Origin of the sequence: Ciceribacter sp. RN22 (assembly GCF_024054295.1) — a bacterium.
Classification (GTDB): domain Bacteria; phylum Pseudomonadota; class Alphaproteobacteria; order Rhizobiales; family Rhizobiaceae; genus Allorhizobium; species Allorhizobium lividum.
Window position 1 is genome coordinate 1 of sequence record NZ_JAMXLD010000005.1, and the last position, 14,813, is coordinate 14,813.

Genomic DNA, 14,813 nt, shown 5'->3' on the forward strand with positions numbered 1-14,813 from the left:
AGTTCAAGGAGGCGATCGAGCCTCTCGCTACGGCCGGCCAACTGACAAAGGAGGCCGCAAGCCTTGCCATCGAGCGCATAGCGTCCGATCATGGGCTCACGGCACAGGACACCAAGGACCTCAAACTCGTCGTCGGCGTCACAACCGCCGTCATCATCGGAGCCGTCGGGACAAGTGGCTTCCCGAAGGGAACGTCGCTGATTTCCTCTGCGCGTGCGAACCACATTCTCTATGGGGACAATACGGGTGGTGGACATCTTTGGCCGGGCGGACCGGGGAAGAGCGCATTTCCACAGAGTTGGTCAGCAACGAAGGTTCTGGAAGAAATACACTCGATTGCTGCAGATCCTTCGATTACTGGTCGAGTTCAAGGAAATGGCCGAATCGTAAAGGAAGCTATGGTCGATGGAGTGAATATCCGGGTCGTTGTCGAGTCGCCAGCGAATGGTGGAGGAGTAGTTACCGGCTATCCAACAAATGTACCAAGGAACCGCTGAGATGTACGAAGGACCGCAACAGGAACACTTTGACATGCTTGCAAGGCTTCTCTCGGCTTCCCTTGAAGAGGTCAGGGGCACCCTAACCATTCAAGACTACAATGACGTGCGAGACTACATTGAGCATGGTGAATTCGGCGTCGGTTGGGAGTTGCTTTGGCATCTCGTGCACGAGAAGCACTCACCCATACCGTCTGACCTTGTCGAATGTGGCAGACGATTGGGTTTTGACGTATCCTCGTTGCAACTCCGATGATGGAGTGGTTCGGCCGTCAACCTCCGCCCGCAACCCGCTCCAGCTCGGCGATTCGCTCCCGGCAGATCGTCTCGACGAGCGTGTGGAGATGCTCGGTCCGGTCCAGCAGCCATTCGAGCGCCTCTTCGGTGATCTCGAAGTGCTTCGAATAGCGCGCCTTCACATAGGCCTCGTTGAGGATGTTGTACCAGGCGGTGAAACGGTGCTGGTCACGCGGCCAGGCGTCGATCAGACGGCGGTCGTGATCCTCGGCAAGACCGCGCAGGAATTTGAGGTTGTGCGACGGCGGGCTGTAGTTCGTCAGCGTCAGCAGCAGGCACGAATAGGCGGTCTCGACGGACTGGTGCAAATTGAAGGCCGCATGATTTTGCTGCCCATCGGAAACGGCATACTGGGCCAACCGGCAGAAGTATTTCGCGCTGGCGCATTGTCTCTCAAAATGCTCGCTTGCGACCCTGAGGGCATCGGCAGGAGATAGCCGCTTCGGTTCGGCCAGCGGACGGTCGTCGAGCTCGTAGAGCACGATGCCCTCGCGCAGGATGTCGACGAAGAAGTACTGCCCGTCGGAAAGGAAGTTGTTCACCTCCCGTGCCCCATGGACGATCAGCCCCACCGGCGTCGAGATCGACTTGTCCCACATCAGCCGGTCGGTCGCCTTGTCCCAGTACTGCGGCTCGGCAAGCTTCTTCGAACTGACGATCACCAGAATGTCGTAGTCCGAGCGGTAGCCTTTCATCGTATGCGGCTCGTCGACGAAGGTGCCGCGGGCATAGGAGCCGAAGAGCAGAATCTTCTGGATGCGCCCGCGCTTCTTGAACTCGGCGGCGGCTCCCTCCAGCGCATCGGCGAACTCCTCGTGGATGATTTCCACGACGCGGCCAAGCTCGCGCTGCTTCTTCTCCGGCAGGTGGTCCAGCGATGTCTTCATGCCCCAACCGATAGGACAAAGCCCACTCGGCGTCCACTAGCGAATCTATGAGGATTTGCACAGGATCGGCACGGGGAGGGCGGTCCGGTCCGGCAGTCCCCAGCCGTCCGTTCGCTTATTTGCCCATCAGGACCGCGGTCGGTTCAAGTTCGGCATGCCTTCCGCTTTCCTGACCGGTCTCCTTACCGTCCTGCTCACCCTGCAACCAGCCTTCGCGGCCGCCCAGGGGTCCGGCAGCACCGGCTTTTCCGCAACCTCCTCGGGTGCGGGTTTCGGCATCGATCTCGGCACCGGCCTTCCCGTTGCCAACGGCAGTTATGCGACAGGCGAGGGCGACGGAACCGGCGTCTATAACCTCAATTCCCATGTGACCGGCACCGGCACCGTGGTCATCAACTCCGGCGCCGATACCGTCCTCAGGGGCGCCGTCGTCTCCGGCGAGACGGTCATCGCCAATGTCGGCGGCGATCTTCTGATCGAGAGCCTGCAGGACACCGCCGCCTACGACGAGAAGAGCTTCTCCGTCTCCGCAGGCTTCGGCCCGTCCGGCCTCTCCGGCAGCGTCAACAAGGGCACCGTCACCGGCGACTTCGCCAATGTCGCCGAGCAGAGTGGTATCGTCGCCGGCTCCGGCGGCTATCACCTCGTCGTCGAAGGCGGCGTCGATCTCGTCGGCGGTGTCATCGCCTCGACGGATACGACCGGCAACAGCTCGCTCTCCGCCGATCACCTGACCTATTCCAACCTGACGAACAGTTCCAGCGCATCAACCTCGAACATCGGCCTTTCGGCCTCCCTGCCGCTTCAAGGCTCGGATGCCGCCAATGCCCCGTTCGGCGGTCTGGCCATCACCCCCGCTGTCGGCCAGCCGGCGATGGAGAGCGACGGGGGGACCGCGCGCGCCACCCTGACGCCGGGCACCCTGTCGCTCTCCAACCAGACCCAGGATCTCGCAGGCCTCAACACCGATCTCTCCAAGGCCAATACCCAGGTCGACATCTACGACATCGACGAGCTGAAGGCCAAACAGAGGAATGCGGCGGCCCTTTCCGAGCTTCTCAACATCGGTGTCGGCACGCTCTCGGAAAAGCTCGGCTTCGACGAAGGCTCCCCGGAAAAGGTCGCCCTTCACGCCGCCATCGGCGCTCTCACAGCAGAACTCGCCGGCGGCAATGCCGCAACCGGCGCACTCGCAGGCGGGGCAAGCGAGATCGCCAACGGCATACTCGTCGAGGTGCTCAAGGCAAACCCCAACCTCACCGCCGCACAGCAGGCCGCCATCACCCAATGGGTCGCCGCCGCCGTCGGCGCCGCAGTCGGCGGCGAACTCGGGGCCGCGACGGCGCTCGATAATGTCAATTATAATTATCTCAAACACGAGCAGGAGGAGGCCGCGCGCAAGAAGAGGGCGGCGTTGCAGGAAGCTTACGCCGACTGCAAGGCAAATCTCGGCAATGGCTGCTCGGGTGAGGAACTGGCGAGCATCGAGCAGCAACTGATTGCGCTCAAGGCAGAAGCACAGGAACAGAGCACGCAGAACATCGTGGATCTGGTGAATGCCTGCGGCTCGTCCATGACGAGCAAGGCCTGCATGGACGGCCGTGCGGAACTGCAGGCGGCTCTCGACAATGCCGGCCTTCAACAGGGACTGCTGGGAAGCGGTGCCACGAACACGCCGGACGTCCTGTTGGCGCAGGTTCTGATGCAGGCCGATCAGGGGGCAATCGCGCCCGGCGGTCTGTCGGCCGCCTACAGTCAGGCTTTGGTCCGGGACCAGAAGATCACCATGGGCATCGCCCTGACGGCGGTGGCGGTCGCCGGCGGCGTCATCGCAGCCGAAACCTACAGCTGGTGCATAGTCAACCCGAATGCCTGTGTCGCCATCGTCGAAATGGCATCATGTGCCGCGGCCGGCCCCTGCGACAACCTCTCCGCGGCCGTCGGGAATATCTCGCCCAAAGCTGCATCCAACGCGGCCGACGACCTCGCCGCTCTCGCCAAAACACATGCTGGACAAGGTGGCGGTGTTGCTACAAATCGGGTAGCCACCGAGGCAGAGGTTGCGACCAACTTCCAGCAGAACCGCCGGTTCTGGTCGACCGATCCTGTCGAGTTCAATGGGAATCGTGTTTTCCAGCGGAGTGATCTCATTGATCCAGCACGGGTAGATCCGGTGTCAGGGAAGACAAATCTGGAGCTTATGCAGTCTGGTCGGGCTCCTATCGGGCCAGACGGCAAGCCGGCTAATTTGCATCACCTGACGCAAAGCCAAGATGGAGCGATTGCTGAGGTAACTCAGACCTTGCACAGTGAAAACCACGGGACATTACATATGCCGAATACGGTTCCGTCGGGCATCAATCGGTCACAGTTTAATACATGGCGTAGAAACTATTGGATAAATCGAGCCAATGATTTCTAGGAGGCGTTAGATGGCGATTTCTATCGAGGATGTTATTGACGAGATCAATCAGGCGGATGATCCGGGTGGGCGGAAGCGACCTCTCCCAGACGATGGGCTTATTAAAGAATACGAGAAAGATACGGGTTTTACGTTTCCTGAGGATTACAAGTTATTCTTGAAATCAGTAAGCAATGCGTTTGTGGGTTATATTTCGCCATTCACGCTGAGTGTTGGTGCTGCAAGCGATTACGGTGATCTTCGTGTTGGGCTTGCTGAGGCTAGGAAAGCAGGAGTTCCTGAAGATTGGCTCCCTGTGTGCGAAGACAATGGAGACTTCTACTGCATCGTGCCGGATGGAAGGGTTCGGTTTTGGGATCACAATGGATCGACTGATGAATCTTGGCCAAATCTCGCAACGTGGGCCAAGGAGGTCTGGCTAGAAGGCGGCTAATTATGAAGGACAACTCTGGTATCGTGCGGATTGTAACAGGAATACCAGCAAATTCACCCGATATTTGACAGCTTGGCTCTCCAGGCGCCAAGTTGCGGAATTGGAAGCAGGAACGGCCAATCCTGCACTGGAAACTCTAAAAGGGACTGGCCGGCTATTCGGTTTCGGGATTGGTTTTGCACCTAAGAATGGTCCCGCGGAGCGGACAAACTAATCATCGTGAAAGCTGCGCGAGGCCGCTGGATGTTGGTTTCCACACGGAAATGAGCGTATGACCCTAGCCGAGGGGCTCAAGCTTCAATCTTACCCCAGTTGGCTGAACGGACCGTTATAGACGGTTCGGGGAGGGATCAGTTCCGGGTCGACCTGTATCAGCACCGGGTCGGTAACACCGCTGTCGACCAATTCAAAGGCGGTGGCGATGAGTTGGTTCGAGTTCTGCCGTACCATGTGCACAGGAAATTCCAGGAATGCCGCAAACGGGTCATAGTCGTAGCAACCGAAGACGCTCTGTTCGAATGCTTCCGAGGGAAGGTGGACAAACTCGCTGACGATACCTTCGAACGCTCTGATCGAGTTGATGAACAACCCGGCTGGCAATCCGCCGATACGGTCGCTGAGTGCCGAGACCTCGCGAGCGGCGTTACCGGGAGCGTATCCGCAGGTAATGATCTGATCTTCATCAAACGATCCTCGTAGCTCCAGGACCGTCGATCGAAATGCCGAAATTCGGTGTGCAGAGGCAAAGTCGGTTTCCAGACCGCCGATCAGATACGGCTTTGCCCGGGCCGGATCGTCCACCTGCGGCATGAGTTCCAGTAGCTTTCGCGTCAACAGTTCGGCGCCGAGATAGTTGTTGCTGACGACGGAAGGCGCATCCTTTCCCGGAAGGTCGACATAGATATGCGGCACTTGTGCCGCCCTGCAGATTTCGCTGAGCGCGGCGGGATCGGTCACGCCTGCGATGAACAGGTAGTCGACGGCGTAGGAAATCAACGTTTCGACCGTTCGGATCTCCTCGGCCCGATTGCGCAAGGTGGATACGATCACCGGGCACCAGCCGCGCTCGCGTGCCTGTGCCTCGAAGCTCTGGCTCATCGAGGCAAAGAAGCGGTTGTCGTGGACCGGGAGAATGAGGCCGACGAGACCGGATTGCGCGCGACGCAACCCCCGCGCCTGCAAGTTCGTCGTATACCCGTGCTCGGCCGCTATTTCCTGGATTTTCCTCGCGGTTGCCTCGCCGACCCGACGCCTTTTCCACGTCCCGTTCAGTACCGCGCTCACGGTCGAAGGAGAGGACCCGCTGAGCTGCGCGATGTCGTAGATCGTGAGTTTTTGCCTGGTATCGGGCATGGGTCGAAACGGTCTCGATGGTCAGGGCTGACAATTGCTCTTGACGAGAAGCTTGTTTGTTGATGTCATAGCACGATCGATTGTGCAAGCGCTATTCCAGCAATTCGTGTGAATGCGGCTTTGATGCTCTGTCTGCACAGGGGTTCAAAGTCGCCTCAAGCTGCCGCTGTGCACAATCGATTGTTCAAACAAGTTCGCCCATCGGGCGGCGCTCTGGGAGGAGTGACATGATCAAGGCAGTAACCGCAGCTCTGGCGGGCGTTGCATTCGCCGCATTACTGGCGGCCGGTGCGCAGGCGCAGGACAAGCCAACCATGGGTATCGTCGTGAAGATCGGCGGCATTCCGTGGTTCAACGCGATGGAAATGGGGATCAAGGAGCGGGGCGAGAAGCTCGGTGTGGATGCTACGATGGTCGGACCGACCAGCGCAGATCCGGCGCTTCAGGTTCGCGCCATCGAAGACCTGATTGCGAAGGGTGTGGATGTCATTGGCGTTGTTCCCAACGACGAGGCGGCCCTCGAGCCCGTGCTCGAGAAGGCGCGCGCGGCAGGGATCAAGGTTGTTGCCCATGAAGGACCCGGCCTCAAGAATGTCGACTGGGACTTCGAGCTGGCTTCGGTCAAGGGCTTCGGCGAGACCCATGCCGAGTTGCTGGCCCAGAAGATGGGTGGCAAGGGCGAGTATGCGGTTTACGTCGGGTCGCTCACCGTGCCGTTGCACAACGCCTGGGCGGACGCCGCGATCGCCTACCTCAAGGAAAAATACCCGGAGATGACGCTTGTCGGCGAGCGCTATGGGGTCGCCGAAAGCGTTGACGACAGCCGCAAGACGACCCTCGACCTTCTGGCGGCGCATCCCAACATGACCGGTATCTTGGCCTTCGGCAGCCAGGGTCCGATCGGTGCGGGGCGTGCCTTCGAGGAGCGCCGGCTGATCGGCAAGGTGCATGTCCTCGGGCCGTTCTCGCCCGGCCAGGGGTTGAAGCTCGTGAAAGAGGGTGCGATCGCCGGCGGCTTCATGTGGAATCCCGCCGAGGCCGGCAGGGTCTTCGTGAGCATGGGTAAGATGCTCGTGGACGGCACGGAGATCAAGGACGGCACGGAGATCGAGGGCCTGGGTGTGGTGAAGCCGGACGTCGAGGGTCACGACATCATCACCGACAACCTCATTCCGATCAACGCAGAGACGGTTCAGGGCCTGGCAGACCTCGGACTCTGACCGCAGTTGCGCAAGGAGGGGCGTCGGAAGTGCTCCCTCCTTGCCGTGCCAAACCTTTCCGTTTGGTCGTGTCCAAATCACAATCAGGGTTTTATCATGAGCACCTTGTACAAGGCGGCCTTGTCCGAACTTGAGAATACGTTCAATCGTCTGGATGATGCCGAGGTCGACAAGGCGGTCGAGATGATCGCCACTGCCCGAAAGATCGTGGTCTTCGCCGGAGGACGCGAAAAGCTACAGATCATGGGCTTCGCAATGCGCCTCTTTCACATGGGGCTGGCCGTGGCGGTCGAAGGAGACATGACCACGCCGCCGGTCGGCAAGGGCGATCTCTTCATCGTGAGTGTCGGCCCCGGCGAAATCTCGACTGCGCTCGCGCTTCTCGGCGTGGCGAAGGCGGCGGGTGCGAGCATTCTCGTGCTGACGGCCCAGCCTCAGGGCCGTGCGGCCAAATACGCGGATTTCGTCCTGCATTTACCGGCCCAGACGATGGCCGATGACCAAGGAGAGAAGAAGACCTCTGTTCTGCCGATGGGCTCGCTTTACGAAGGCGCTCTCTTCGTCCTGTTCGAGGTTATGGTCCTCAAGCTGATCGACATGCTCGGCATCAGCCCTGAAGCGATGCGCACCAACCACACCAATCTCGAATAGCTGGCACCGATGACCCTGGTTGAAACAACCACTTCAAAGCCTGCGGCGATCCGCCTCGAGCACGTCTCGAAGAAATTCGGGGGCGTGCAGGCCCTCGACGATGTCTCGTTCGAGGTCAATCAGGGCGAGGTGCATTGCCTCGCCGGAGAGAACGGCTGCGGAAAGAGCACGCTGATCAAGATCATCGCAGGCGCCTACACGCCCGAACCCGGGGCGCGGATGGAGTATTTCGGCGAAGTGGAAACGGCTGTCTCGCCGAGTATCGCCCGCAATCGCGGCATTGCCGTGATCTGGCAGGATCTGGCTCTGTTCCCGGAAATGAGCGTTGCCGAGAACATCGCGTTCGAGACCCTTCTGGGTTCGCGTCCGCGCGTGGTCAACCACCGCGCCGTGAAGGAAAAGGCCGCCGCGGCTCTGGCACAGTTGGGAGTGGAACTGGACCTCGACGCCCGGTTGAATGCACTGCCGATTGCCGGCCGGCAGGTCGTGGCAATTGCCCGCGCGTTGGTCGGGGATGCCCGGCTCATCTTCATGGACGAGCCGACGGCATCGCTCACTCAATCGGAAACAAACCGACTGCTCGACATTGTCCGCACATTGTCGACACGCGGCGTGGCCATCGTCTTCGTCAGCCATCGTCTCGCAGAGGTTCTTGCGATTTCGAGCCGCGTGACGGTTCTGCGCGATGGACGTCTGGTCGGTGTCTATCCGACCGAAGGGATGAGCCAGTCACGTCTGACCGAATTGATGACCGGCAAGATGTTCGAGACAAAGGTGACCGCGCGGGACAAGGCGGGTGAACGAGATGTGCTGGAGGTCGAAAACCTCAGCCGTCGCGGCGAGTTTGACGATGTCAGTCTCAAGATCCATGCAGGCGAGATTGTCGGCCTGACCGGGCTCATCGGAGCCGGACGCACCGAACTCGGGCACACGCTGTTCGGCATGACGAGGCCTGATAGCGGCGTGATCCGCCTGAACGGCAAGCCCCTCGATCTTAGGTCCAACCGGGATGCCGTCGCCGCCGGCATCGCCTACGTATCGGAAGATCGCTTGTCTCTGGGGCTCGTGCAGCAGCAGTCGATCGCCGACAATATCGCGCTGGCGGTCCTGCCGCGGATTTCCGGTCCGGACGGGTTGATCTCGCGGCGCAAGAAGCAGCAACTGGTGTCGAAATGGCTGACGGACCTGGCCATCAAGATCGGGCACCCTGCCGATCCCGTTTCAACATTGTCCGGCGGCAACCAGCAGCGGGTCGTGCTTGCCAAGTGGCTGGCCACCGAACCGAAGGTTCTCATCCTCGATGCACCGACGGTCGGGGTCGATGTCGGCGCGCGGGCGGGAATTTTCGCGATTGTCCGGCGACTGGCTGAACAGGGCCTGGCGATCCTATTGATCTCCGATGAGGTGCCCGAAGTCTATCTGAACGCGGACCGCGTGTTGCAAATGGCTGCCGGTCGCATCGTCAATGAATTCGATCCGAGCAAGATTGAACTCCGCGCGATGGAAGAGGCTGTCTATGGCTAAGTTCATGCGCAATCACCCGACAGAAATACGGCTGTCGATCGTACTGATCTCGCTCTGCGTCGGCTTGTCTTTCGCTTCAGGCAGCTTCTTCACGCTGCCGAACTTCACGGCACTTCTGAACAATAGTGCAGTCAATCTCATTTGGGCGGCCGGATTGCTCGTGGTGCTGATCGCGGGTGGGATCGACATCTCGTTCGCGGTTGCCGCATCGATAGTCCAGTATCTGGCGGTCTACGTCTTTTCCGCGATCGGCGGCGGCAACTGGCTCGTCGGGTTCCTGGTCGCCGGAGGGCTCGGGATCGGGCTTGGCTTCATAAATGCCATCCTCATTCATCACTTCCGCATCATCTCCATCGTCGTGACCATTTCCACGTTCAACGCCTTCTTTGGGCTGTTGATGTTCTTCACGAGTGGAAAGTACCTCTACAATTTGCCCGACTGGTGGACGGGACGGGTCGTTCTCTTCGAACGACAGGTGGCGGATGGAACCTGGGCTGAGATCACCCTTCCGGTCGCCGTCATGGTGGCAGCGCTCGCGGCGACCTGGATTCTGATCCGCCACACCACCACGGGGCGCCAGCTCTATGCATTCGGCGACAACCCGGAAGGCGCGCGCCGGCTCGGCATCGATATCGGCCTCATGCAATTCATTGCGTTCGGCTGGTGCGGGTTGATGGCGGGGATAGGCGGGCTGATGCAGGCGCACATCGTCCAGGAAGTCGTGCCAAACGCGCTGATCGGCCGCGAGCTGGATGTCCTGGCGGCGGTGGTGCTCGGCGGTGCGCGTCTCGGAGGTGGACGAGGATCGGTGCTCGGCTGCGTGCTCGGTGTCTTGCTCGTCGCCGTCACCCAGAACGGATTGAACCTGCTGGGGATCTCGCCCTTCGCCTTCAAGATGGTGGTCGGCGCGATCATTCTGATCGCCATTTCGACTTCCAATCTCAATTTTGCCGGCGTTGCCGCAAGCAGACACCGCAAGGACTAGCATGAACACGCTCGTTGCATGGCTGAACAAATACCTCGGCGCCGAGATTGCGGGGCTCTTCGTCTTCCTGTTCGCCGTCATTGTCATCTTCGGACTGGCCTCGCCGCAATTCCTGACGCCGGCAAACTTCGGATCCATCGCGTTCCAACTGCCGGAACTGGGCCTGCTGACCCTTGCGATGCTGATGCCGATCATTTCTGGCGGCTTCAACCTGGCGATCATCTACACGGCCAATATCTGCGGCTTGACGCTGGCCTACGTGCTGCAGATCCACGGCGGTCCGGATGCGCCGATGTGGGCCTTCGTCGCCGGCGTCGGTGCGGCTCTCATCGTCGGCGCGGCTGCCGGATGCTTCATGGGCTTGGTCATCGCCTATATCGGTGCCCACCCCATCCTCGTGTCCCTTGCCATGATGATCTTTCTGCGGGGGCTCGGCGAATTCCTGACTAAAGGTGGCGATATTTCCAACTTTCCCGCCTATCTGCACCCCATCGGACACGGATTTGTCCTCGGCATACCAGTTCCGCTCCTGATATTCACCTTGGCCGCACTCGCCTGGCACATACTGCTTGGTCGTTCCCGTCACGGCTTCTCGGTTTACATGATCGGGTCGAACATCAAGGCGACTGCCTATTCCGGGGTCCATACCAAGCGAACACTGACGCTGATCTACACCTTGTCGGGGCTCATGTGCGCCGTCGCCGGTATCCTGATGTTGGCCCGGTTCAATTCGGTCCGGGTCGGCCACGGGGAAGCGCTGCTTCTCGTCACCGTCCTTGCGTGCTTCCTGGGCGGAGTGGATCCCTTCGGCGGTTTCGGTCGCGTGGTCCCGGTCGTGCTGGCGCTCGTCATACTCCAGGTCCTGTCGTCCGGTCTCAATCTGCTCGGCGCCAACCAGCATCTGTCGACTGCGGTCTGGGGCATCTTCCTTATCGCGGTGATGGTCCTGCGCTGGCTCGCCGGGAAAACAAAACTCTTCAGCAACAGGAAAGGCTAGGATCATGCAAGGATTTGGTGTGCACACCAGCATGTGGACCATGAACTGGGATCGCGCCGGCGCTGAAAAGGCGATTGCCGCGGCCGTCGACTACAAGATGGACTTCATCGAGATTGCACTTCTCGACGCCCCGTCGGTCGATGCCGGTCATACCCGTGGGTTGCTCGAGAAGCATGGTCTTCGGGCTGTATGTTCCCTCGGTTTGCCTGAACCGGCCTGGGCTTCGCAGCGCCCTGAGGCTGCCATTGCCCATCTGGAGACAGCGATGGAGAAGACGGCTGAAATGGGGGCGCTGGCGTTGACCGGCGTAACCTATGGCGGCATCGGAGAACGGACGGGTGTCTCTCCGACAAAGGCCGAGCTCGACAATGTCGCTCGCGTTCTCGGCGCCGCTGCCAGGCGCGCGAAGTCTCTCGGCATCGAGCTCGGTATCGAGCCGGTCAATCGTTATGAAACCCATCTCATCAACACGGGTTGGCAGGCGGTTGAAATGATCGAGCGGGTCGGCGCGGACAATATCTTCATCCACCTCGACACCTACCACATGAACATCGAGGAAAAGGGCGCGGCCAACGGGATTCTCGATGCGCGCGACCACCTGAAGTACATCCATCTTTCGGAGAGCGACCGAGGCACGCCCGGTTGCGGTACCTGTGACTGGGACGAGATCTTCGCGACGCTTGCGGCCATCGGCTTCAAGGGTGGTCTAGCCATGGAGAGTTTCATTAACATGCCACAGGAACTGGCGTTCGGCCTTTCGGTGTGGCGGCCGGTCGCCAAGGACGAGACGGAGGTGATGGGAAACGGGCTGCCTTTCCTGCGCAACAAGGCGAGACAGTACAAGCTGATCTGAACGTCTGGCCGCCGGCTCGCGCTGCGGCATTTCTTACGGGGCATCCATGCAGACGATAACTTTGCCGGTCTTGGCCGATCTTCTCACCTCGCGTCCACGCGGCAAGCGTTTCCTCGTTGCGGTGGCGGGAGCGCCGGCATCCGGCAAATCCAGGCTGGCTGAGGAACTGGTAGAGAGGCTGGAGCAGCACCAGCCGGGACGCGCGGCTATCCTGCCGATGGACGGCTATCACTATGACGATGCCCTCCTGAGGCAACTTGGTCGTCATGCCCGGAAGGGCGCGCCGGACACTTTTGATGTCGACGGGCTGTGCCATATGCTTCGGCGCTTGCGGGAGAACACGGATGAAGCGATCGCTGTTCCTGTTTTCGACCGCGACATCGAGACAGCGCGGGCGGGCGCGCGCCTCATTCCCGCAGCGGTCGACATCGTTGTGGTCGAAGGCAACTACCTGCTGCTCCGCCAACCGCCTTGGTCGGCGTTGAAGTCGTTTTTCGACCTCACGGTCATGGTGGTCACCCCGGAGACCATTCTTCGGCAACGGCTTGCGAAAAGATGGGAGTTCTACGGTCTCCCGCCATCGGAGATTAGCCGCAAAATCGAGGAAGTAGACCTGCCCAACGGCCGTTTTGTGGTTCAGGAAAGTGCTGCCGTCGAGTATCGGATCGACAATGATGCTGCTGCCTAGAGCTGCTCTGATCCCGGAAAACTGGAGGAAAATTGGGGCTCAGGTCAACAACTCTTTGGCCCCGTAGCGGAAATCGCTTCCACTATGCGCCTCTAGGTCAGCCGTTCAGCCCGTTGGGGCGCTTCCCAAGAGCAGACTTCATCAAGTAGTGCTTTGACGCCCCTGATGTGGCTTTGAGCCAGTGCCTCACGTGGCTGATGCGCCAATTGCGGTCATGTTGACGAGATTGGTGTTCCGCGCCTGTTCATAGCCTCGTCAATATCGCCAAATCGAGAAATCGACGCCGCACCTCCGACTAGGGCAGTGTTTTGACATCGACCGCGGGTGCCGCCGGCTCCGTCTTGGCGTCATCGCCGAAACCGCCCGTCGCCCCCTCAAGGAGCCGGTCTTTCCATTGCTTGATCTGGTTGCGTGCACGTCGAACTGCTGGGGCAATTCCACCAGCGTCTGCTCGCCCCTGATGGCGGCAAGCGCCACCTTCGCCTTGAAAGCCGGGCTGTGGTTCCGGCGTGGTCGTCTCGTCATAGTCTCTCCTGTTTCCGGCATCTAAGCCAAAGTCAGGCAGAAATTCCACTTGTCCCGGCTGTTCAAATTTCCCGAGCCACCTCTGTCGGTGGCTTCGTCCTACGCCCATACAGTGGTATCCAAGTGCAGAGCCTGACATGCCGCCTAGCGAGATTCTCAAGGAAATGAACAATCGGCCTCACCATGAGCCTGTTCGTAGCGCTGCTTGCACTCCACGATCCCGTCGCCCAGGATCAATCCACGTTCGGCATTATCGCGGGTTCTACGCTTGCCGCTTTGGCGGGCAGCGTGATCCTGAGCGGTAGCAAGTGACGTGCGCGCGAGGCAAGTGACACCGTGAGATTGTGAGGAACGCGACCACAACGACGATGACAAGCCTGTCGCGAGGAAACCCGCCTACGATGCACAACATCGACCGTTAGTTGCCGATCAAAAAAGCCCCGCGTTGCGAAACACGAGGCCGACAGATTTGGATAACTCGCACGTGGGCGGGGTATCAGGCCCCAATATCGTCACCAAGAACACGCATCGGACACTCCTTTGTTAGGCCATATGTATCCTGTCTGTCGTTAATTTTCAATATCCATGGTGAAATGAACGGCGAAGTCGTTTTCGTCTTTCCCAGGAAGAACATCTGATAGATTCACAATCATGGACATTTCGCCCCCTTCGATCACTCCGCTCGGCCCGCCCGTGCCATGGTGTGTCACCTTGACCTTTTGAGTCCCGAGTTGATTACTGATCTTGACGATCATTTTTCGAGTGAACCTAATCGCCAATTGGCGATTAGGTTCACCAACCGCAACCCAGAAAACCATCCGGTGCTTCACCACACACTGAGAATGCGGCTTGATGCTGATCTCAAAAGGGCGGATGATTTCGCTGTCAAAGGTTTCGCTACCTCCTACATCCTTCCCGTCCACGCGGAGGTAGGCGAGACAGCATGAGTCACCGCCCACGGGGGGACTCGGGGCATTGCGGTATCCAACACGAGATGGAAATGCCACGTCCGCATCGACGACATACGACCTGTAGACGATTTCGGTGTCCTGGTTTACTAGAAAAAACTTGCTGGCCTCATCGTACTTCACAATGTGCAACGTTCGCTCCACACTTTCCATGTAAGGCTCGAGAAGACTGACAAGTTTCTTCGATATGTAGTCGATATGCGGCCCCTGTTGGCGCTGCAGGAGATTGTGGATTCGAGTGTTTATCAAGTCCTGTTCAGGTCGCGGGAGGGTCACGGCAGCTATGATCAGGCCAGTGGCCACAAACATCAGAAGCCCAGCCAACCACGAAGCGTAGAAGGCACCCCAGAAGCCACTGACATTCCGGAGAGCGGGCAGGAGGGCGGGAGCGACCGCAGTCAGCAAACATATGCCGACTGGCCTGCTGCCGGTTTCATGGACACCGAGTTAAGGTGTTTCCAATGAAACTGGAGCGAAGGAATGCAACGAAGGAAGTTCAGCCGCGAATATAAG

14 protein-coding genes and 1 pseudogene are annotated in these 14,813 nt (G+C 59.5%); 11 read left to right on the plus strand and 4 right to left on the minus strand.

Annotated elements, in window-relative coordinates:
• The coding region (locus NHF53_RS21920; RefSeq protein WP_252836092.1) for an EndoU domain-containing protein at positions 1–497 on the plus strand (497 nt) is incomplete at its 5' end.
• A 272-nt stretch (positions 498–769) separates the two neighbouring features.
• Here NHF53_RS21920 and NHF53_RS21925 read toward each other — a convergent pair.
• Positions 770–1,681 (minus strand): nucleotidyltransferase and HEPN domain-containing protein, encoded by a 912-nt coding sequence (locus NHF53_RS21925; protein WP_252836093.1) that lies wholly within the window; start codon positions 1,679–1,681, stop codon positions 770–772.
• Between the two features lie 154 nt (positions 1,682–1,835).
• Between NHF53_RS21925 and NHF53_RS21930 the strand changes: the two genes are divergently transcribed.
• Together NHF53_RS21930 and NHF53_RS21935 are read left to right on the plus strand one after the other, a co-directional pair.
• Complete coding sequence (locus NHF53_RS21930; protein WP_252836094.1) at positions 1,836–4,103, plus strand: HNH/ENDO VII family nuclease; 2,268 nt, start codon at positions 1,836–1,838, stop codon at positions 4,101–4,103.
• Positions 4,104–4,113: 10 nt separating this feature from the next.
• Entirely contained in the window at positions 4,114–4,536 is a 423-nt protein-coding gene (locus tag NHF53_RS21935) for an SMI1/KNR4 family protein (RefSeq protein WP_252836095.1), read from the plus strand.
• A 303-nt stretch (positions 4,537–4,839) separates the two neighbouring features.
• Here NHF53_RS21935 and NHF53_RS21940 read toward each other — a convergent pair whose 3' ends face one another.
• Complete coding sequence (locus NHF53_RS21940; RefSeq protein WP_252836096.1) at positions 4,840–5,889, minus strand: LacI family DNA-binding transcriptional regulator; 1,050 nt, start codon at positions 5,887–5,889, stop codon at positions 4,840–4,842.
• A 227-nt stretch (positions 5,890–6,116) separates the two neighbouring features.
• On the opposite strand from NHF53_RS21940, the gene NHF53_RS21945 reads away from it, so the two are divergent.
• The 7 genes from NHF53_RS21945 (at position 6,117) to NHF53_RS21975 (ending at position 12,807) form a co-directional block, all read left to right on the plus strand.
• Positions 6,117–7,109 (plus strand): substrate-binding domain-containing protein, encoded by a 993-nt coding sequence (locus NHF53_RS21945; RefSeq protein ID WP_252836097.1) that lies wholly within the window; start codon positions 6,117–6,119, stop codon positions 7,107–7,109.
• A 96-nt stretch (positions 7,110–7,205) separates the two neighbouring features.
• A complete protein-coding gene (locus tag NHF53_RS21950; RefSeq protein ID WP_252836098.1) occupies positions 7,206–7,760 on the plus strand; it encodes an SIS domain-containing protein in 555 nt (184 codons plus the stop codon).
• 9 nt (positions 7,761–7,769) lie between these two features.
• Positions 7,770–9,284: a sugar ABC transporter ATP-binding protein gene (locus tag NHF53_RS21955; protein ID WP_252836099.1), complete on the plus strand. Its 1,515-nt coding sequence runs from the start codon at positions 7,770–7,772 to the stop codon at positions 9,282–9,284.
• A complete protein-coding gene (locus tag NHF53_RS21960) occupies positions 9,277–10,269 on the plus strand; it encodes an ABC transporter permease (protein WP_252836100.1) in 993 nt (330 codons plus the stop codon). Before NHF53_RS21955 ends, NHF53_RS21960 begins: the two co-directional genes overlap by 8 nt.
• A gap of 1 nt (position 10,270) precedes the next feature.
• Positions 10,271–11,266 carry an ABC transporter permease gene (locus NHF53_RS21965; RefSeq protein WP_252836101.1) on the plus strand — a complete coding sequence of 332 codons (996 nt, stop codon included), beginning with the start codon at positions 10,271–10,273 and terminating at the stop codon, positions 11,264–11,266.
• Positions 11,267–11,270: 4 nt separating this feature from the next.
• Positions 11,271–12,119, plus strand: coding sequence for a sugar phosphate isomerase/epimerase (locus NHF53_RS21970; RefSeq protein ID WP_252836102.1), 849 nt, complete (start codon positions 11,271–11,273; stop codon positions 12,117–12,119).
• A gap of 70 nt (positions 12,120–12,189) precedes the next feature.
• Positions 12,190–12,807, plus strand: a complete 618-nt coding sequence (locus tag NHF53_RS21975) for a nucleoside/nucleotide kinase family protein (protein ID WP_252836103.1) — start codon at positions 12,190–12,192, stop codon at positions 12,805–12,807.
• Positions 12,808–13,108: 301 nt separating this feature from the next.
• Here NHF53_RS21975 and NHF53_RS21980 read toward each other — a convergent pair.
• A pseudogene (locus tag NHF53_RS21980) lies at positions 13,109–13,332 on the minus strand (transposase); the annotation flags it as partial.
• A 183-nt stretch (positions 13,333–13,515) separates the two neighbouring features.
• On the opposite strand from NHF53_RS21980, the gene NHF53_RS21985 reads away from it, so the two are divergent.
• Positions 13,516–13,644: a Na+/H+ antiporter NhaA gene (locus tag NHF53_RS21985; RefSeq protein ID WP_252836104.1), complete on the plus strand. Its 129-nt coding sequence runs from the start codon at positions 13,516–13,518 to the stop codon at positions 13,642–13,644.
• Between the two features lie 257 nt (positions 13,645–13,901).
• Here NHF53_RS21985 and NHF53_RS21990 read toward each other — a convergent pair whose 3' ends face one another.
• Positions 13,902–14,705: a hypothetical protein gene (locus NHF53_RS21990; protein WP_252836105.1), complete on the minus strand. Its 804-nt coding sequence runs from the start codon at positions 14,703–14,705 to the stop codon at positions 13,902–13,904.
• Positions 14,706–14,813 lie beyond the last annotated feature (108 nt).